Origin of the sequence: Collinsella sp. OF02-10 (assembly GCF_003463445.1) — a bacterium.
Taxonomy (GTDB): domain Bacteria; phylum Actinomycetota; class Coriobacteriia; order Coriobacteriales; family Coriobacteriaceae; genus Collinsella.
Genome location: NZ_QSCW01000008.1, coordinates 92,597 through 112,630, shown reverse-complemented (window position 1 = coordinate 112,630; position 20,034 = coordinate 92,597). Strand labels below are relative to the sequence as shown.

At 59.4% G+C, this 20,034-nt stretch carries 17 protein-coding genes; 6 read left to right on the top strand and 11 right to left on the bottom strand.

Translation table 11 applies throughout. The annotated features are described in order from the left end of the window. Nucleotides 1-574 precede the first annotated feature (574 nt). The 5 genes from ppk1 (at nt 575) to DXA43_RS05695 (ending at nt 6,739) form a co-directional block, all read left to right on the top strand. Entirely contained in the window at nt 575-2,983 is a 2,409-nt protein-coding gene (ppk1, locus tag DXA43_RS05715) for a polyphosphate kinase 1 (protein ID WP_117806514.1), read from the top strand. A gap of 98 nt (nt 2,984-3,081) precedes the next feature. Beyond that, nucleotides 3,082-4,410, top strand: coding sequence for a 23S rRNA (uracil(1939)-C(5))-methyltransferase RlmD (rlmD, locus tag DXA43_RS05710; RefSeq protein WP_117564380.1), 1,329 nt, complete (start codon nt 3,082-3,084; stop codon nt 4,408-4,410). A 106-nt stretch (nt 4,411-4,516) separates the two neighbouring features. Beyond that, complete coding sequence (locus tag DXA43_RS05705) at nt 4,517-5,059, top strand: DJ-1 family glyoxalase III (protein WP_055287259.1); 543 nt, start codon at nt 4,517-4,519, stop codon at nt 5,057-5,059. Further along, entirely contained in the window at nt 5,056-5,637 is a 582-nt protein-coding gene (locus DXA43_RS05700) for a nucleoside triphosphate pyrophosphatase (protein ID WP_117638208.1), read from the top strand. The genes DXA43_RS05705 and DXA43_RS05700 overlap by 4 nt, the downstream gene beginning before the upstream one ends. Before the next feature lie 100 nt (nt 5,638-5,737). Then, nucleotides 5,738-6,739 (top strand): P1 family peptidase, encoded by a 1,002-nt coding sequence (locus DXA43_RS05695; protein WP_117806513.1) that lies wholly within the window; start codon nt 5,738-5,740, stop codon nt 6,737-6,739. A 364-nt stretch (nt 6,740-7,103) separates the two neighbouring features. Here DXA43_RS05695 and DXA43_RS05690 read toward each other — a convergent pair whose 3' ends face one another. Together DXA43_RS05690 and glf are read right to left on the bottom strand one after the other, a co-directional pair. Beyond that, the gene (locus DXA43_RS05690) at nt 7,104-8,135 is read right to left on the bottom strand and encodes a glycosyltransferase family 2 protein (RefSeq protein WP_117806512.1); all 1,032 of its coding nucleotides are present in this window, start codon (nt 8,133-8,135) and stop codon (nt 7,104-7,106) included. Then, nucleotides 8,128-9,330, bottom strand: coding sequence for a UDP-galactopyranose mutase (gene glf / locus DXA43_RS05685; protein WP_117806511.1), 1,203 nt, complete (start codon nt 9,328-9,330; stop codon nt 8,128-8,130). Before glf ends, DXA43_RS05690 begins: the two co-directional genes overlap by 8 nt. Before the next feature lie 231 nt (nt 9,331-9,561). Here glf and pta point away from each other — a divergent pair, with 231 nt between their 5' ends. Further along, nucleotides 9,562-10,542, top strand: a complete 981-nt coding sequence (gene pta / locus DXA43_RS05680) for a phosphate acetyltransferase (RefSeq protein ID WP_117806510.1) — start codon at nt 9,562-9,564, stop codon at nt 10,540-10,542. 352 nt (nt 10,543-10,894) lie between these two features. On the opposite strand, the gene DXA43_RS05675 is transcribed toward pta, so the two are convergent. From DXA43_RS05675 to rnd, 9 genes are all read right to left on the bottom strand, one after another. Next, nucleotides 10,895-12,073, bottom strand: a complete 1,179-nt coding sequence (locus DXA43_RS05675) for an acetate/propionate family kinase (RefSeq protein ID WP_117655321.1) — start codon at nt 12,071-12,073, stop codon at nt 10,895-10,897. Between the two features lie 163 nt (nt 12,074-12,236). Then, entirely contained in the window at nt 12,237-13,415 is a 1,179-nt protein-coding gene (locus DXA43_RS05670) for an acetate/propionate family kinase (RefSeq protein ID WP_006234305.1), read from the bottom strand. Nucleotides 13,416-13,535: 120 nt separating this feature from the next. Then, a complete protein-coding gene (locus tag DXA43_RS05665; RefSeq protein WP_117806509.1) occupies nt 13,536-14,696 on the bottom strand; it encodes an MFS transporter in 1,161 nt (386 codons plus the stop codon). A gap of 119 nt (nt 14,697-14,815) precedes the next feature. Next, a complete protein-coding gene (locus DXA43_RS05660) occupies nt 14,816-15,706 on the bottom strand; it encodes a LysR family transcriptional regulator (protein ID WP_117806508.1) in 891 nt (296 codons plus the stop codon). Between the two features lie 41 nt (nt 15,707-15,747). Continuing rightward, complete coding sequence (locus DXA43_RS05655) at nt 15,748-16,083, bottom strand: histidine triad nucleotide-binding protein (RefSeq protein ID WP_035137921.1); 336 nt, start codon at nt 16,081-16,083, stop codon at nt 15,748-15,750. Nucleotides 16,084-16,132: 49 nt separating this feature from the next. Further along, nucleotides 16,133-16,399, bottom strand: coding sequence for an exodeoxyribonuclease VII small subunit (gene xseB / locus DXA43_RS05650; RefSeq protein ID WP_006234311.1), 267 nt, complete (start codon nt 16,397-16,399; stop codon nt 16,133-16,135). Nucleotides 16,400-16,441: 42 nt separating this feature from the next. Then, nucleotides 16,442-17,893, bottom strand: a complete 1,452-nt coding sequence (gene xseA, locus DXA43_RS05645) for an exodeoxyribonuclease VII large subunit (RefSeq protein ID WP_370448007.1) — start codon at nt 17,891-17,893, stop codon at nt 16,442-16,444. A gap of 115 nt (nt 17,894-18,008) precedes the next feature. Then, the gene (locus DXA43_RS05640; RefSeq protein WP_117806507.1) at nt 18,009-18,713 is read right to left on the bottom strand and encodes a zinc metallopeptidase; all 705 of its coding nucleotides are present in this window, start codon (nt 18,711-18,713) and stop codon (nt 18,009-18,011) included. Between the two features lie 116 nt (nt 18,714-18,829). Further along, nucleotides 18,830-19,963, bottom strand: a complete 1,134-nt coding sequence (rnd, locus tag DXA43_RS05635) for a ribonuclease D (RefSeq protein ID WP_117806506.1) — start codon at nt 19,961-19,963, stop codon at nt 18,830-18,832. Between the last annotated feature and the right edge of the window lie 71 nt (nt 19,964-20,034).

Here is a 20,034-nt window from a genome sequence, read left to right as displayed (position 1 = left end):
GGCACGTGCAGACCTTTCGTCATGGCCTCCTACCTTTCTTTCGGGCCTTACGGCCGAATCTCTCAGCACCCTTCCGTAACGGGTGCTGCTTGCTGACAGCTCTAGTTATATCCAAATATCACCCGCAATTCCACCTCGCCCCCGAACGGTCAACAAAGTTCGATGAACGGTATATCGAATATGATTCCCCCATAATGCACTTCGGCGTTCTAAAGTAGCTTTTCTAAGGTAAATGCTCTTTTTTCTTAAAAATCATTCGCAATTACAACTCCAATCTTTCGATTAAGAATTGCATATCTAAAACGGTTTTATGTATATAAATGACGCTTGTTCGTGTTTCTGTCTGTATTCGATGATATTCAGCTACCTATCATTCTTATTCACACATACTCACCAGTTGAGTGAGGATATAGACCGTTTTTCACAACGCGAAGAGCGTCAGCTCTATGGCTTGTCAGCGTAAGAAGTAGGTAAAGATACCGTTCACGCGATACGTCCGTGCCATAGGTCGACTAAATTGAGACAATAGTGAATAGTGTTAGGCAACCGTCCCCCACGGGGACTGAACGGACAGATGCATATGCCGAGCAAAATCGAAAAAAAGCAAGCCGCCGCAAAGCTGCGTAAGCCGCCGCGCGACTTCTCGTACACGCAGAACCGAGAGCTCAGCTGGCTGCGCTTTGACAACCGTGTGCTTGACGAAGCCTTCGACGAGACCGTTCCGCTGTTCGAGCGGCTAAAGTTCGTGTCGATTTTCGAGTCTAACCTCGATGAGTTTCTCATGGTGCGCGTGGGCGGCCTGTCCGATCTGGCAGAGCTCAAAAAACAGCCTGTCGACAACAAGAGCAATATGACCGCCTCCGAACAGGTCGATGCTGTCATGGCCGAAATGCCCGGGCTCCTTACCCGATGGGAGTCCATCTTTAAGAGCATCGAGGGCAAGCTCGACACCCTGGGCGTTCACCGCGCCCGCATCGATTCGCTTACGCCCGAGGAGCGCACCTTTGTAACCCGTTACTTCCAGGCCTACGTGTCGCCGGTCATCTCACCGCTGGTGATTGACCCGCGCCACCCCTTCCCCAACCTGCGCAACGGCGCACTCTACCTGGCCTGCGGCCTGGACGGCGTCACCGACGAGGAGAGTCTGCTGGGCCTTATCGAGATTCCCACCTCGATGAACCGCGTGGTCGAGATCCCCTCGCCCACCGGCACCTACTCCTACATCTTGCTCGAGGACGTCATCCTCGCCTGCCTGGACAGCTGCTTTGGCTCCTATAAGCCGCTCGACCGCGCGCTCATCCGCGTCACCCGCAACGCCGACATCGACCCGGACGGCGAGGGCGTCGAGGAGGAAGAGGATTACCGTCAGCACATGAAGCGCATCCTCAAGAAACGCTTGCGCCTGCAGCCGGTGGTGCTCGCGGTCTCGGGGTCGCTCGAGAAGGCGACGCTCAAGACCATCCGCAAGGCGCTCGAGCTTTCGCGCCGCTCTGTCTTTACCTGCGATATCCCGCTCGACCTAGGCTACGTCTTTGGCATTGAGGGCAAGATTCCCGAGCACCTGCGCAACGAGCTGCTCTTTACGCCGTTTAAGCCGCAGCCCAACCCCACCATCGACATGTCCCGTTCCATCCGCGAGCAGGTGCTGCAGCACGACAAGCTGCTCTTTTACCCTTACGAGGCCATGAATCCGTTCTTGGACCTGGTGCACGAGGCCGCCTACGACCCCGAGTGCATCTCGCTGCGCATCACGCTCTACCGCGTGGCCAAGCAGAGCCGCCTGTGCGAGTCGCTGATCGATGCCGCCGAGAACGGCAAAGAGGTCACGGTGCTCATGGAGCTCCGCGCGCGCTTTGACGAGCAGAACAACATCGAGTGGGCCGAGCGCCTGGAAGAGGCCGGCTGCACCGTCATCTACGGCTCCGAGGGCTTTAAGTGCCACTCCAAGATCTGCCAGCTCACCTATCGCGAGGGCATGGCGCTAACGCGCTTGACGCTGCTGGGCACCGGCAACTTTAACGAGAAGACGGCCAAACTCTACAGCGACTTTATGCTCATGACCGCTCACCCCGGCATCGGCGAGGACGCCAACCTGTTCTTCCGCAACCTGTCGCTGGGCAACCTGCGCGGCGATTACCGCTTCCTGGGTGTGGCGCCCGTCGGACTGAAACCGCTCATCATGCGCGGGCTTGACCGCGAGATCCAGCGCGCCCTCGCCGGCGAGCCCGCCCGCGTGTTCTTTAAACTCAACTCGCTCACCGACCGCGAGGTCATCGACAAGATCGCCGAGGCATCGTGCGCAGGAGTCCGCGTGGACATGATCATCCGCGGCATCTCGTGCCTCAAGCCGGGCGTTCCTGGCAAGACCGAGAACGTGCATGTCCGTTCTATCGTCGGACGCTTTTTGGAGCATGCGCGCGTTTACGCCTTTGGCGTGGACTCGGACATGATCTATCTGAGCTCGGCCGACATGATGACACGCAACACCGAGCACCGCGTGGAGATCGCCTTCCCCGTGCTCGACCCCACCTGCCGCGCCCTGGTGCACGAGTACATGAGCATGCAGCTGCGCGACAACGTGAAGGCCCGCAGCCTCACGAGCGACGGCACCTGGGTCCCCGTGGAGCGCGCAGAGGGTGAGAAACCCTTCAACTCGCAGGAAGCCCTGCTGGAGCGTGCCTACCGCAACGCCGAGGCCGCGCCCGAGCCCGTCATTGAGGCAAAGCCCGCCCCTGCTCCTAAGCCGCAGCCGGCCACACCCGAGGTTCAGAAGGTCCAGGCGACCGTCATTGAGCCCGAGCCCGCACCTGCACCTCAGCCCGAGCCGCAGGCAGCTAAGCCCGCACCCGAGACGAGCGCCCGTCGCGATAAGCCCGCCGGCAAGACCAAGGCCATCGAGCGCCATCGCCCCGGTCGTGTGCGCATGGGCCTGGGCCTGATCGGCCTGGGTCTTAAGACGCTCATTACCGGCAAGACGAAATAGTCGTTTGTAGAAGCAGTTTGTAGAAGCGCCCCGCATTTGAGGAAAGCCTCGGATGCGGGGCGCTTTTCCCTGCTACCATGGTGCGAGCAACAACACGAATGACAGGCAGGGATATGAAGCTCACTATAGAATCGATGACCTACGGCGCCGACGGGCTGGCGCACGCCGACAACGGCAAGGCCGTCTTTGTGCAGGGCGCCGTGGCAGGCGACACCGTCGAGGCCGAGGTCGTACAGGACGGCAAGTCGTTCATGCGCGCCCGCACGACCGAGATTCTGGAGCCGAGCCCCGATCGCATTCAGCCCCCCTGCCCCTTCGTTGGCATCTGCGGCGGTTGTTCGTGGGGCAATCTCTCACGCACGGCACAGCTCGCCGCCAAGGAGCAAAACCTGCGCTCCACGCTCGAGCGCATCGGCAAGTTCGCTCCTGAGCAGGTCGATGAGTTGGTACAGCCCATCTGCCACACCAAGGACGACTGGGGCTACCGCAATAAAATCGAGCTCGAACCGACCGTCGTCAACGGTCGCGTGCGCCTTGGCATGCACGGTGTCGACCCCAGCAAAATCGTGACCGTCGATGCGTGCCCGCTGTTCGATAAGCGCTTCCCGAAGGCGCTCAAATCGGTCGTCGGCGCACTCAACTATCTAAGCGGCAGCCATGACTTGGGACTCGAACGCGTGGGCATTCGTGCATCGCGCCGTACCAAGGCACTCGAGGTCGCACTCTGGACGCCTACAGGCTCTTTTCCGCGCTCGCAGGTCTCCCGCGTGCTGGCGGACGCCGCTCATCCCACGAGCATCGTGCGCGTGATGAGCAAGGGCGAAAAGAAGGCCCGCCGTGTCTCCAAGGTCGAAATGCTCGCCGGAGAGGGCTCATGGACCGAGAATATCGCCGAGGGTCAGATGCGCTTGTCCGCCCCGTCTTTTTTCCAGGTCAACACCAAGGGTGCTGAGATTTTGATCGAGCTTGTCATGGAAGCGCTCGACCCGCAAGAAGACGAGCTTGCCGTGGACCTGTACTGCGGCGCCGGAACCTTTACCCTGCCGCTCGCCCGCCGCTGCGACTTCGTCGCCGCCGTCGAGGCCTACGGCCCGGCCGTGCGCGACCTGCGCCGTAACCTGGAGATCAACAAGCTTGATAACGTCGACGTCATTGGCGGAGACGCGGTGCGCGAGTTCCCCGACCAGGATGCCGACGTCTTGGTGGTCGACCCGCCGCGCGCAGGCCTCGCCCCCGAGGCGATCGACCTTATCGCCAGCACGAGTGCTCGCGATGTCGCCTACGTGAGCTGCGACCCGGCCACCCTGGCGCGCGATCTCAAACGCTTTGTCGAAGAAGGCACCTTCTCCCCCGTCAAGATCACGCCAGTCGACCTGTTCCCGCAAACCTTCCACTGCGAGACCGTCGTCCACCTTAGGCGCAACTAGTCACTCAATCATTGCTCAGATAAATCATTGAGAAATCGAGCGTGGCAAGCGGAGGTCTTCGGGGTATAAGACGGCTAATTGTATGCCGCCTATGAAAGGAACCCTCATGCCCAGCGTTGCCGTTCTCGCCGCCGATGGCTTTGAAACTATTGAATGCTTGACCATGGTCGATGTCATGCGTCGCGGCGGTGTGCGTGCCACGCTCGTCTCGATTATGCCCACACGTGAGGTCGTAAGCTCGCTGCAGATCCCCGTGACCTGCGATGCGCTCTTTGATGAGATCAACTTTGACGAGTACGACTGCGTCGTGCTGCCCGGCGGCTTGCCCGGTGCCACCAACCTGCGTGCCGATCAGCGCGTCTGCGACGTGGTCTGCGAGTTCGCCGCGACCAAGCACGTTGCCGCCATCTGCGCCGCCCCGTTTATCCTGGGCGAGCTCGACCTACTCGAGGGGCGCCACGCCACGTGCTTCCCTGGCTTTGAGAAAAGCTTCCCCGAAGGCGCCTATACCGGCGAGAAGGTTACGCAAGACGGCAACATCATCACCGCCAGCGGCATGGCCCAGTCGCTCCCCTTTGCGCTTGAGCTGCTGCGCACACTCGCCGGCGACAAGGCCGTCGAGAAGGTCGCCGAGGGCATTCAGCTATGATTTTGGCTTCGCAATCACCGCGCCGCATCGAGTTGATGCGCGAGGCGGGCTATGACATTCACGTGATTCCCGCAGATATCGACGAAACGCCTTTTGATGGCGAGGCCCCGCTTACGCTCGTTGAACGCTTAGCACGCGCCAAAGCCGCCTCCGTTGCCGCCGAGCATGCCGAGCCCAACGAACTGACCGTCGCGGCCGATACTATTGTCACCTTCGATGGCAAGATTCTGGGCAAGCCGGCAACCGAGGACGAGGCGCGCACCATGCTCCGCGAGCTTTCGGGCCGCACGCACCAGGTCGCAACCGGCGTCTGCATCGTTAAGGCAGGCGACACGGCCGCTCCGCATGCCGCCGAGAGCCTGTCGTTTGTCGATGTGACCGACGTGACGTTCTATGAGCTTACCGAAGAGCAGATCGAGCGCTATGTTGCCTCCGGCGAACCCATGGACAAGGCCGGGGCCTACGGCATCCAAGGCACAGGCGGCCGCATGCTTGTGCACGATATTTCGGGTGACTTCTACAACGTGGTGGGCTTGCCCATCGCTCGCGTCGCACGCGCGATTCAAAAACTCTCGTAATTGCATCTGGCGCTGGTTATCCCCCAGCGCCTACAATTTTGCCGTACCGTACGGATCCCGACCGGGCATAAGGCCCGGCGGAAAACCGATAGGAGAAAACATGGACACACTGCTCGAAGCCATCGATGTTTGCAATGTCGATGGCTTTTGCTTTGGCAACTATACGGACGAGGAGGCTGGCACCGGCTGCACCGTAATCGTGGCGCCCGAGGGTGCCACCGGTGGCGTTGACGTACGTGGTGGCGCCCCCGCTTCGCGTGAGACCGACCTGCTGCGTCCCGAAAACACCGTCGATAAGGTCCACGCCGTCTGCCTTTCGGGCGGATCGGCCTTTGGCCTCGAGGCTGCAAGCGGCGTGGCCCGCGAACTCGAGAGCCGCGGCATTGGTCTGCCCGTCGGCCCCACGCAGGTGCCCATCGTGTGCTCCAGCTGTATCTTCGACCTTGCCTTTGGCGACCCCACCGTTCGCCCCGACATTGAGGCCGGCATCGCCGCCGTGCGCGAGGCGCTCGACAACACCCCCACCATGCTCGAGCAAGGCAATGTGGGCGCCGGCACCGGTGCCACCGTAGGTAAGCTCATGGGCCCTGCCACCTGCATGAAGGCCGGCCTTGGCACTGCCGCCGTGGCGCTCGGTCCCGTTAAGGTAGGCGCCGTGGTTTCGGTCAACGCCTGCGGCAACGTTGTCGACCCCCTCACCGGCGAGTGGGTCGCCGGCATGCGCGCCTCAGCCGATAGCGACCAGATCGTCGACATGGAACTCGCAGCCTTTGCCGCCGCCGGATCCATGCAGATGCCGCTCGACCGCACCAACACCACCATCAGCTGCATCGTCACCAACATGGAGCTCACTAAGGCCCAGGCCACCAAGGTCTCCCAAATGGCCGCAGACGCCTACGCACACGCCATCCGTCCCACGCACACCACCAACGACGGCGACACCATCTACACCCTCGCCAGCGGCAAACTGGGCGCCCAGGCAAACGCCGCCGTTCCCCTAGACCTGCTGGGCATGCTCGCCGTAAGGGCTTTGCAAACCGCCATCGTAAACGGAGCCAAAACCGCCAAAACCTCCCACGGCATCCCCGGCGCCGCAAAGTAATCTCACTCGACCGTCGGTCGGAGACGGGCGGTCGTTACGTTTGCTGCTCTACAGTCCTATGCAAGACGAAGGCCACATTAAGTGGCCTTCTTTGCATGCGGAACTCGCGACAAACACAACCAAGCCCCACCGGGCAACCTGCTCAACCAGATCTTTTTCAGCCCAGGCCCCTGTGTACCGCGCGTCCAAGATCTTCAAATTCAGCTGTCTGACATAAAGCGAGACATAGCAGAGGACCCCTGGTCCTTAACTTGATACGAGTTCCGCACGCAAAGGAGGCGCCAGTGGCGCCTCCGTCTTGCGCAGGACTGTCCGAAGTAGCAAGTTAAGGACCAGGGGTCCCCGTTACCCGAGCGTTTCTGTACTAGTTGAATTTGAAGATCTTTGAGGCAAGACGGTATAGGCCGAGTGTGGTTTTGTCTCCGGCACGACCGCGGAGGTTAGTGAAGAAGCCGACCACACCGTAACGTGCACGACGATACATACGCTCGTCATAGGCCTTCAAATCATTCCACAGCGTCTTCAGACGCTCATCGGCACAATCCTCGTCGGAAAGCTTGGTGAGCACCGAGCAGATCGCCATCATCATGGTGAAGTAGCCCATCATGTACGAACGCAGGCGCGACGACCCAACATCGCTGTACAGGTGGTACGACTCCATCATGATACGCGTAACACGGAACTGCTGGTCCAGACGCTTGACCATCGTGGCCTCGTTGACACTCTGGCCCTCGCGACCGATAAAGTAGCGATAGAGGTCGATGTCGGCGTAGTACATGGTCTTGCAACGCGGCAGCGGCACGTAGGCGTAGATGTTGTCCACATAGAACGTGTGCGGCGGCATGGGCAGGTTGGACTCGCGCAGCACATCCGTGCGATAGCACAGGCTGTGCATGAGCAGATTCTGGTCCAGGCGGAAATGGCCGATCTGGTCCCAGGTAAAGATCTTTTTTCGAGGCAGGGCAAACTTGTAACCAATGGCCGTATGCGTACCCTCGTAAACCTTCTCGTACACGTAGTTCGAGATAAACAGGTCAACGCGCTGATCGCGCTCTTCAAAGCCGCGCAGAATCGACAGCATGGTCGAAAGGGCAGCGCCGTCAAGCCAGTCGTCCGAGTCGACAACCTTGTAGTAGGTGCCCTGCGCCTCGCGCAGACCCGAAAGGACGGCAATACCGTGGCCGCCATTCTCCTGGTGCACCGCGCGGATGATTCCAGGATAACGGGCCTCCCACTCGTCGGCCTTGGCGGCCGTCTCATCCTTGGAGCCGTCGTCCACCACGATAATCTCGATATCGGTGGCATAATTGCTCCCCTCCAAGATGGAGGTGATGCAATGGTCCATGTCCTTAGCGGCGTTATACGAGGGAATACCGAATGTTATGACTTTATGCATGGCAGGCGATAATCTCATCCGAAAGATCGAGGGCGGAATTGGTCACGGCATCCATATCGTAGTAACGATACTCGGCCAGACGACCCACCGGGTGGAAGTTTGTCAGGTTCTGGACGCGCTCAAGATAGCGCTCATAGAGCTCACGGTTCTCGGGCTCAAGAATGGCGTAATACGGCGTCTCGCCCGAGCCGGGCGTATAGGCCTTGGAGTACTCCTTCATGATGGTGGTCTTGCCGGGCAGGACCTGACCAGTCATGTTCTTGAACTCGGTAATGCGGGTGTAGTCCTCGCTCGTGGTGTAGTTGACGGTGCCCACGGGCTGGAACTGATCCATATCGAGCGTCTCGAACTTCATGTCGAGCGTACGGTACGGAAGAGCGCCCAGGTCGAGGTTGAACAGCTCATCGAGCGGACCGGTATAAACGATCTCGCCGCCGTAGACCTTGCCACCGATCTTGACGGTGGTCTCGTCGATCTCAAAGAGATCGCGGGCGTCCACGTCGCAGAACACGTCGATCAGGTCGTGGTCGAGCATATGCTCGAACAACGCCGTGTAGCCGTCCTGCGGCATACCCTGGAAGGGAGCCTGCGGGAAGTAGCGGTCATCATCGCCCACAAAGATGGGAACGCGGCCGGTGATCGAGGGGTCGATCTGATCGGGCGTCTGGCCCCACTGCTTCATGGTGTAATGCAAAAAGACGTTCTCGTAGACGTAATCGGCGACCTCGGCAAGATCCGGGTCGTTCTTCTTACGCAGCTCCATGATGGGCACCTTGACATCCTTGCCAAAGGTCTCCACGAGCTTCTGATACAGCTCCTCGCCGCGCTCGTCACCAAAGGCGAGCTTGAGACTCGCGTGGTTGAAGGGCACGGGCATAAGGGTGCCGTTGATGTTGGCGAGCACCTTGTGCTGATAATCCGTCCACTTGGTAAAGCGCGACAGGAAATTGTGCACGCGCTCGTTAAAGGTGTGATAGATATGCGGACCGTACTCGTGGATCAGGATTCCGGCCTCGTCAGTGCAGTCATAGGCATTGCCCGCAATGTGGCTACGGCGCTCCAAAACGGCAACACGATAGCCGATGGTCTCGGCAAGACGGCGGGCGCAAACGGCACCGGCATATCCAGCACCGACGACAATCATGTCGTACGCGCCGGCGTTAAAGCCTTCAGGCAGGCCTGAGGTAATCTGCATCGATACTCCTTGTCAAAAGCCACGGGCTCGTTAGCTGGGCTTTTCTCGAACATTCTTCGAGACATATTTATCAGAGCGATTATAGCGCTAATGCGTCCTATAATGAGCTTGCCACACAAGGAAAGCTCAAGCACCGCGGCGTACAAATTTGAAAGGTAAACCCGCTAGCAGCGGGTTTATTCGTGAACAGCCGGGCGCCTGGAGCTTAGTGAAACGCTTGTAAGGAGTAACATGAGCGATTTCCTAAACCGTATGAAGTCTGCCGCCAAGGCCGACCTTAAGACGATCGTCCTGCCCGAGGGCGAGGATCCGCGCACCATCGTCGCGGCCACCAAGATCATCGAGGAGGGCCTGGCAAAGATCGTCATCCTGGGCAACCCCGACGAGATCAACGTTCCCGGCGCCACCGTCATCGATCCGCGCAATGCCGAGAAGCACGAGGAGTACGCGCAGAAGTTTGCCGAGCTCCGCGCCAAGAAGGGCGTCACCATCGAGCAGGCTCGCGCCCAGGTGATGGACGCCACCTACTTTGGCACCATGATGGTCAAGATGGGTGACGCCGACGGCCTGGTCTCCGGCGCCTGCCACTCCACCGCCGACACCCTGCGCCCCGCGCTGCAGATCCTTAAGACCGCCCCGGGTACCAAGCTGGTCTCGGCCTTCTTCGTGATGTGCACCGACACCCCGCAGTTCGGCACCGACGGTACGCTGATCTTCGCCGACTGCGGCCTCAACATCAACCCGTCCTCCGACGAGCTCTCCGAGATCGCCATCGCCTCCGCTCACTCCTGGTCCACCTTTATGGGCAGCGTCGAGCCGCACGTGGCCATGCTCTCCTACTCCACCATGGGCTCCGCCGGCGGCGAGGTCGCCAAGAAGGTCCAGGAGGCCGTTAAGTTCTGCAAGGAGAAGGCTCCCGAGCTCGCCATCGATGGCGACCTGCAGCTCGACGCCGCCATCGTTCCCACCGTCGCCCAGCTCAAGGCCCCCGGCTCCTCCGTTGCCGGCAAGGCCAACGTGCTTGTGTTCCCCGATCTCGAGGCCGGCAACATCGGCTACAAGCTGGTCCAGCGCTTCGCCGACGCCGACGCTTACGGCCCCATCCTGCAGGGCATCGCCAAGCCGGTCAATGACCTTTCGCGCGGCTGCTCTGCCGACGACATCGTGGGTGTCGTGGCCATCACCGCCGTCCAGGCTCAGATGGCTGAGTAGCGGACGCACTCGCCCGAAGGCCGTACGGGCTAACCCCTGAAAACGTCCTCGACCAATGAAACGCCCCCGTTCCGCTCCTTCGGAGCTACGAACGGGGGCGTTTCTGGTCTGCGGAATGTTTTCAGGGGTTAGCCCGTACGGCCTTCTACTGCTACGAAGCATTCAGAGCATCTGGAGTGGGCGGCGGCTTGGCTACGAGCTGGGGCTGAGGATCTGAATGGATGGATGTCGTTGCTGGGAGCGCAGGCGTTACTGGTGATGATCACTTTGGGACTGAAATTTCCGCCTGCCAGCAAAAAGGCCTCCCGAGCTGCTGCTCAGGAGGCCTTTTTGTCAATTACAGACGAATGCGTTAGTTGTTCTTGGTCAGACGCTCGACGTCGTGGGCGATCATGTATTCCTCGTCGGTGGGGATGACCATGACCGTGACGGCGGAACCGGCGGCGCTGATGACCTGCGGACCGTTGCCCACGGCCTCGCGGTTCTTGTTGTTGTCGATGCGCACGCCCAGCCACTCGAAGCAGTCGCAGAAGGCCTTGCGGATCGACCAGTCATTCTCGCCGATGCCGGCGGTAAAGGTAATGGTGTCCACGCCCGCCATGGAAGCGATCATGGAGCCGGCCTGCTGCATGGCCTTGTAGGCGAACATATCGAAGGCGAGCAGGCAGCGCTCGTCGCCCTCGGAGGCGCGCGTACGGATGTCACGGGCGTCGTTGGAGATGCCCGAGATGGCAAGCAGACCAGACTGCTTGTTCATCATGTCATCGACTTCCTGGTAGCTGTAGCCGCCCTCGCGCTGCAGGTAGCACACGGTAGCCGGGTCAATGGAACCACAACGGGTGCCCATCATCAGGCCGTCGAGCGGCGTGAGGCCCATCGTGGTATCGCGGCATACACCGTCCTCGATGGCGGCAAGCGAGGCGCCGTTGCCCAAATGGCACGAGAGCAGGCGGTGGCAGCGCGAGCCCAGGATCTCCTTGGCCATCATCCACTCATAGCGGTGACTCGTGCCGTGGGCACCGTACTTGCGCACGTGGTACTTGTCGCACACGTCCTTGGGCAGCGCGTAGGTGTAGGCGACCTCGGGCATGGTCATGTGGAACGAGGTGTCGAAGACGGCCACGTTGGGCAGCTCCGGATACTTCTCGCGGCAATATTCGATTGCCGCGGCCTCGCCGTAATTGTGCAGCGGGGCGAGCGGAGCAACCTCGAGGATCTTAGCCATGACCTCATCGTCGACGACCGCGGAATCATCGAAGTGCCAGCCACCCTGAACGATACGGTGGCCGATGCCATCGATCGTAAAGTCGGTCTTCTCGAGCTCCTCGAGCACGCGCGCAATGGCGCAGCGATGATCGGGAAAAGGAATCTCCTCGGTCTGCTTGGCACCACCGTTCTCGGAGTGGCCAAAGATGCCCATGTCCGAGCCGATACGCTCGCAGTTGCCCTTGGCGAAAACCTCGCGGGTATCGGTATCCAAAAGCTGATATTTAAGGCTCGAGCTGCCGGCGTTGACAACAAGTACGTTCATGAGACTCCTTTGCAGTGCGATACGGTCGGCGCAGACCCCTTAAGGCGGCCGCATGTTAATAAGAAGTTATCACAACTTGATAAATAGCTATCAGGCATATCGCTCAACGAGACAAAAGAGGGGCTGAACGGCGCTCGGTCGTCCAGCCCCTCCCCTCTTGCAATTACTTGCCGTTGACAATGCGCTCGACGTCGGAAGCGATCATGAACTCCTCGTCCGTGGGGATGACGAAAATCTTGACCTTGGAATCCTTGGCGGACAGGCACCAAGCGCCGTCGCCACGCAGGGCGTTGCGGGCATGATCCATCTTGACGCCCATAAAGGCCAGACGATCGGCCACGCCAGCGCGAACGGCCGGAGCGTGCTCACCGATGCCTGCGGTAAAGACCAGGGTGTCCATGCCGCACATGGAGGTGGCCATCTCGGCAGCCTTGGCGGCAATCTTGTAGACGAACATATCGAAGGCGAGCTGAGCCTCGGGGTCACCAGCGGCGGCGAGCTCCTCGACATTGCGGCAGTCGTTGGTCTTGCCACCGGTCACAGCCAAAAGGCCGGACTTCTTGTTCATCATCTCGTCGACCTCGTCGAAGGTGTAGCCGCCCTCGCGCTGCAGGTAGCACACGGTAGCCGGGTCGATGGAACCGCAGCGGGTGCCCATCATGACGCCGTCGAGCGGCGTCAAGCCCATGGTGGTGTCCATGCACTTACCGTCCTCGATAGCGCACAGGGAGGCACCGGAACCGATGTGGCACACGACGACCTTGCGGGCCTCGCCGTTGGTCATCTCGGCGACCTTCTTGGAAATGTAGCGATAGCTGGTGCCGTGGGCGCCGTACTTACGGATGTGCAGCTTGTCGCAGACGTCCTTGGGCAGGGCATAAGTCTTGGCGACCTCGGGCATGTTGAAGTGGAAAGCGGTGTCGTAGACCGTGACATTGGGCAGGTCGGGATACTGCTCCAGGCAGTACTCGATAACGTTGGCCTCGGGGTTGTTGTGCAGCGGCGCCAGCGGGGCGACCTCGCGGATCTTAGCGAGGACGTCCTCGTCGACGAGGGAGGAGTCGCCAAAGTACCAACCGCCCTGAACGATGCGATGGCCGATGCCCTCGATCTTGACGCCGTTGGCCTCGAGGTCCTTGAGGACGACCTCGATGGCGACCTTGTGGTCGGGGAACTCGATGTTCTCGGTCACCTTCTTGGAACCGTTGGCAGCGTGGGTGAAGGTACCGCCGGTAAAGCAGACGCGCTCGCAGGAGCCCTTTGCGGACACCTTGTGGGACTTGGTATCGATGACCTGATACTTAAGGGTCGAAGATCCTGCGTTGACGACCAGAACGTTCATGTGTCTCCCTACTAACAGGCGGTGTGGCGCCGCCAGGTTACATACGCTTCAATAATAAACCCAAACGCCCTCGCGCTCGGGTTTATTGCGTTGATATATAAGTTATCGGTGCCTGAATACTCATGTCCTTTGGCTTGTAAGACGAAATAACGCGGGGATATACACAAGGGAAGAAATCCCGAGCGCGACAAGCAATATGACTCGAGTGCCCGCGATGCTGTTCAACGCAGCATTGAACAGATAGAAAAGGATGGCACCCACCGCCACCATCTGGCTTTGAACCGAAATCAGTGAACAGCGCATCGAAGAATCGGCAGCATTTTGAAAAATTGAGTATTTAATTGGAGCAAATAAAGAGTACGCAACCGTCTGCAGCACATAGAACACGGGCAGCAAATAGACCGGAGTAAAGGGAATCAAAAACAGAGCAGTCAGGAAAAGGCGCACGATGCCGCAAATACGCGCAAAACAGCCCTTGTCGACATGAGCAATCGCACTGGGCACAATAAACCCTATGGAGGCGGAGGCAAGGAGCTGGACCGCAATGGTCACACCCGAAGCGACGGCATTCATTCCGCGACCCGCAAGCAGCAATGAGAAAAAGTCTTCCAGGGCGACAAAAGCAAATGCCTGAGAACAGTCCATCATGAACGCTGAACGAAGAATGTCACTACACACAATAGCGGCACCGATCATCTTCGTGCTCATTCCACGCTTAGGTGTCGCTGCAGTGTCCCCTCTTCGTATCTCAGGAATGCAGGCAACGACAACCAACGTCAACACCATTGCGATGATATCTGCCGAAAGACCAATGAGATATGCACCGACAGACGAAATGAAACCGCCCACGCAAGCGGAGATGGCATAAGAGGCATAGAAAACGAATCGCTCAATGACATTAAGTCTTACGAGCTGGTCCTGAGAGACGCTTTCAATGTAAATCGCTTCTATGGATCCGCTCACACATGCAACGGCAAAACCTTTAAGAGCAAACGCACCGATTAAAAGCAGAGGAGAACGGACGAGAAGCAGGGCGGCGTAGTATCCAAGCATTCCCACGACGCCAACGAGACCGCTTGTCTTTCGTCCAAACCTATCAGCAATATAGCCAGTGGGAACTTCAAGGACGAACTTGCTCACTTGATATGCAATCATCATGCCAGAAATCGCTACCATCGAAAGCCCGACGAACTCAAGGTAGACAGTTAGAAAATACAAGATGGTGCTGAAGTTCGACAGAAAAACGAACGTCATATAAAGCAAAACCGTACGGTTTTTCATGCTCCGCCCTCCAAGAGCCAGCAATCTTAATCGGAATCTTGGAAAAGCATGAGGGCAAAGCTGTCAGCTATGTGTTGCAAGGCGTCAATAATCACTTGACGTCTCAAAGCCAATTAATTTCACGAAGCAAGATGACGCAATAGGTGAAGAAATACCGTCTGGTGTCGATCGGTCCAGGCATTTTGTCGATAGCAAAAGTAGATGGGCAAGGCTACGTCACGCGAACCCTCAATGGAGCACTCGCTCACTTCCAATACATCTGATGCGAGAGAAGAGCCAGAAAGACTCAATATCAATCCCCCGGCTTGAAGAAACTCAGTCTGCGCCCTGTTTCCGTATTCGACATCGCGGAAACGGAAATTGACGAGCTGAGCTTCGGGGCATTGATTGATTGCATTGAGACAGGGTGACAAATTAATGGGAACAGCGAGCCTGCCGCCCAGTAACTCACGAACGGTCATAGCGCCCACAGATTGATGACCCGCTGGGCACGAAAGAACCTTGAGCTCCTTTTCACCCAAGTATTTCGAAGAAAGGACACTGTCCCTTGGTTCCTCAAATGAGATGGCCGCATCCGAAATGCCAAGCACAAGTGATTCAAAGCATGTAGCCGTTGGCTGATGCCACACATCAAGGTGAATCTGAGGGTGCGAGCGTTCAAACGAGTCGTACCAGTTTTCGGAAAAAAGACGCCCCCGCCCATGAAGGCAGGGGGCGTAAAGACGGAAGTGGCCGTCGGGCGAGACGCCGTCGTCCCTCGATTGGGCGTACTTTTTGAGATCGTCGACTTGTGCCAGGATCACGCGTGCACGACGCGCAAATTCTCTGCCCGCCGGAGACAAAACAGCCTCCCCCGCCGATCGGTCGAGCAAAACAATCTGATACTCAGATTCCAACTTTTTGATTGCCGACGAAACGGCCTGCGGACTCACATGAACGGCGCGAGCTGCCTTGCGCACGCCGCCATAGTTCGCTACCGCTTGAAGGTATTCGAGTTGAGAAAGCTGCATAGATTACTCCAAAGGCAGCCAAGTCGACGGGCTACGCGTCCTCAGATGAGGTTCTCGCCCAGGTTCTTGCCGCCGAGGACATGCATGTGGAAGTGCATGACGGTCTGGCCGGCGTTGACGCCCTTGTTGGAGATGACGCGGAAGCCGTCCTCCAGACCCTTGGCCTTAGCGACCTCCTGGATGGCGTGAGCCATGGCGCCCATGGTCTCGGCAGGTACGTTGTCGGCGATATCGCTGTAGTGCTTCTTGGGGATCACGAGCGTGTGGACCGGCGCCTGTGGGTTGAGGTCGTCGAAGGCGATGACCTGGTCGTCCTCATAGACAACGGTCGAGGGGATCTCGTGGTTGGCAATTTTGCAGAAGATGCAATCACACATGGTTGGTTCCTTTCTCGCAGACCAAGGTAATTATATTTGGTCGGGATGGTTAGAACGAGAGGTTGTCGTCGGTGTTGGCGGCTTCGCCGTCGGCGAGCACGTCGTTGCCGTCGACGTCCTTCAGGAGCACCGAGACCTTCTGCTCGGCATCGGACAAGCGAGTACGCAGGCTCTTGAGGAGCTCGACGCCGCGGGTATAGCTCTCGAGCGACTCCTCGAGCTCCATATCGCCCGACTCCAAGCTGCGGATGATGAGCTCCAGCTCCTGCGAAGCCTGCTTGTACGTAAGCTGCTCGACCGGGGTCTTCTCTGCCATATCTGTTTCCTTTCCTAAAGGTTTATCGCTATGAAACGCGGTTTACTCGACCGCATCGACCGTTGCCGCCACGTTGCCGTCTGCCATGCGCACGCGGATGGCGTCGCCGGGCTTAAAAGTCTTGGCGCTCGTAGCCACCCCATCATCGCTGTACGCGATGGAATAGCCGCGGGCAAGCACCTTGAGCGGCGACAGGGCATCGAGCGACGCGGCAACTCGGCCCAGGTCGGACGCTGGCTTGCTGAGCATCGTGCGCCCCTGATGCTCTAAACGGGAACTCGCAAGCGTGAGCGCATGGCGCTTCCCATCGAGCCCCGAGGTGCTTGCGATCAAGCGCTCGGGCAGACGCTCGAAGTTGGAGCGGAAGGCCCCAACCGAACGCGTTATGGCGCCGGACAGACGATCGGCCGTCAGGGCAAGCTCGGACTCGCGGCGCTCGACCATAAACGTTGGGTCGTTGAGGCACGGGCGGCGCGCGGCTGCATCGAGCGCGTCGCCCAGACGAGCCGTATAGGTGTCCCAGGCACGGTGACCGCGCTGATCGAGCATCTCCAGGTCGACCTGGGCCGACCCAATCATCGATGCCATCGCGGCACCCAGACGCTGATGGCGCGCCTCGAGCACATCGGCCAACTCCGTCATAGCCGGCGCCACCGATTCGGCCGCCGCCGTGGGCGTGGAGGCGCGACGGTCGCTTACCATGTCGCAGATCGAGGTATCGGGCTCATGGCCAATGCCCGTCACCACAGGCACGGGACAGGCTGCCACCGCGCGGGCAAGCCCTTCGTCGTTAAAGGTCATAAGGTCTTCGAAGGAGCCACCGCCGCGCACCAGCAAAATACAGTCGGGCGCCGGCGTAATGGAAGCGGCGCGGCGCAAGCCCTCAATGAGCTCGGCCGGCGCACCCTCGCCTTGAACCTTGGCGCCCACGCAGACAAGCTCAACGAGCGGGTTGCGGCGGCGCAGCGTACGCTTGACGTCGTCGATTACGGCACCCGAAAGCGAGGTGACGACCGCCACGCGCGAGCAGAACACCGGGATGCGGCGCTTGCGTGCCTCGTCCATCAGGCCCTCGCGGCGTAGCTTTTCGGCCAGTTGCGCCACTTGCTGACGCAGCAAGCCCTCCCCCGCCAACGAGAATGACTTAGCCACGAAGCTCATGCGGCCCGTGGCCTTATACAGATTAAAGCTGCCCTTAAAGCTCACCTGCATACCGTCGCGCAAATCGAAGGTGCGCTTGAGATAGGCGCCCTTCCAGATGATGCAGTCAACGGCTGCCGAGGCGTCCTTAATCTGGAAGTAGCAGTGACCGCTTCGGGCATTGGGGCCACGGAAGCCCGTGACCTCGCCCAGGACGCTCAGCTGCGGAATAGCATCGAGCGCACCAGCGGCGATCTCCACCGCCTGGCTCACGCTGAGCTCTTTGCGCTCCTGCTCGTCCGAACCGTCGAACTCGGCGGAAACGGCATTGCCGGTCAGATTCCAGCCTGCCACGCAGCCTCCTTTCGTCATCGTGCACAAGGGCTCCGGCCCTGCGCAAATTCAAGTCCAACACATAGTACAGCGCCGCGGGGACACAAATCTCCGCGGCGCCTGTCAAGCCAATTTGTTATCGGTTGGAGTTTCTGTTGTAGCGAGCCATCAGGTAGAGCAGCTGAATGATCGAAGTGAGCGCTGCAGCAACGTAGGTAAGCGCGGCTGCCGTCAGGACCTTCTTGGCACCATTGACCTGCTTGGAGCTCATGCCCGACTGCTCGATGTACGCCACGGCGCGGCGGCTGGCATCAATCTCGACCGGCAGCGTAACCAACTGGAACAACACACTAAACGAGAAGAAGACCAGCGCGAGGGTCGTGAGCCCCGCGATGTTCATAAACAGGCCCATGAGTAGCACGATGGTCCAGGTGTTCTGGGTAAAGTTGACGACCGGGACCAGGGCGGTGCGCACCCTCATCATGGCATAACCACTTTGACGCTGGGCGGCATGGCCCGCCTCGTGGCAGGCCACGGCAACGCTTGCGACCGATCCGCCCGAGCGGTTGGCTTCCGAGAGATACAGGTTGTTATCCTGAGGGTTGTAATGGTCGGTGAGCTCACCAGCGACACCCTTGATACCCACGGCACTGCAGCCGTTGGCGTCGAGCATGCGGCGCGCGACCGCAGCACCCGTATCGCCGTCCGAGCGAACCTTGGACCAGGTTTTGTACGTCGAGTTGATATAGCTCTGTGCAGCAAGGCCAAGCACCGTACAGACAAGGACAACCAGCAGATACAGCGGGTCGATGCCAAAGCCGTATCCATAGTAGTAGGGCATACGAATTCCTCCGAATCGAGTTACACATTGGAGGCATTCTACCCACTCGCCCAGACAATGAGACACCATCGATGTTTTGTCGCTACCGGTTTGTATCGTTTGGCAAAACCGCGTAATTACAAAAGCTCGATTTTACCGTCCTTCACGGTGAGCCCCATATTGCCGGAAAGCAGATCGTCCAGGCGCGAACCCACAAGCTCAAAACGCCAGCCTTCGCGCAGGGGGCTTTGCTCAGGATGCTCGATGTAATCGGCCAGGTCATCGCGCGAGGCAATGACCGAGGTCGCCACCCCCGAGCGCTCGGCAACCAAGCGAATAAGCGCATACATCAGGTCCGTCACGCTCTCAAGCTCCGGCGAAATCTGGCGATGCCCGCGCACCATGAGCGGCAGGCGATCGTGCGGGCAGCTTGCGCCGCGCTTGATGGCCATGAGCGCGCCGTCCACGTCGCGCTCCCCCAGCTGATCGGTACCGCGGATGCTACGGAACTCCTCAACGCGAACGGGATTGCGCTTGACGAGCGCCAGCAGCGTATCGTCGGACATGACCCACTTGCGCGGGATGTTGCGGCGCTCGGCGCGGTCCTCGCGCCAGGCGGCGAGCTCGCGCGCAATGCCCAGCTGATGGCGGCTGCACGAGTTGATGCGCTTGACCTTGCGGAATGCCTCATGGCGGTCGGCGCGGTAGTGCGACTCGTCTGCCAGCGGGCGCAGCTCATCGAGCACCCAATCCACACGGCCCAGCTCGCGCAGGCGGCTCATCATCTCGGTATAGGCAACGATCAGATACTTGACGTCATCGATCGCGTACTCAATCTGCTTATCGGTCAGCGGGCGGCGCGACCAGTCGGTCAGCGACTCGGTCTTAGGCAACGAAACGCCGCAGAACGTCTGCACGAGCGCACCGTAGGAAATCTGCTGGCGCTCGCCCAAAAAGGCGGCGGCGACCTGCGTGTCAAAAATCGGACGCGGCAGCGCGCCCACGGTATGAAGCATGACCTCCATATCCTGCGAGCAAGCGTGGAAGACCTTGGTCACGCTCTCATCGGCCATAAGCTCGGCCAGCGGCGAAAGGTCGTCGATTACCAGGGGATCGACCGCTACGCTCTCGGCAGGGGTGGCAATCTGGACCAGGCACAGACGCGGATGGAACGTGCGCTCGCGCAAAAACTCGGTATCGACGGCAATCGCGTCGAACTCACGGGCGCGCTGGCAAAAGTCGAGTAGAGCCTGATGTGTGGAAATGTACATATCAACCCATCGAATAAGGTTAGGCCCGAAAAACACGGGTAGGATATCGGCATTGCCTTACAACTATACTC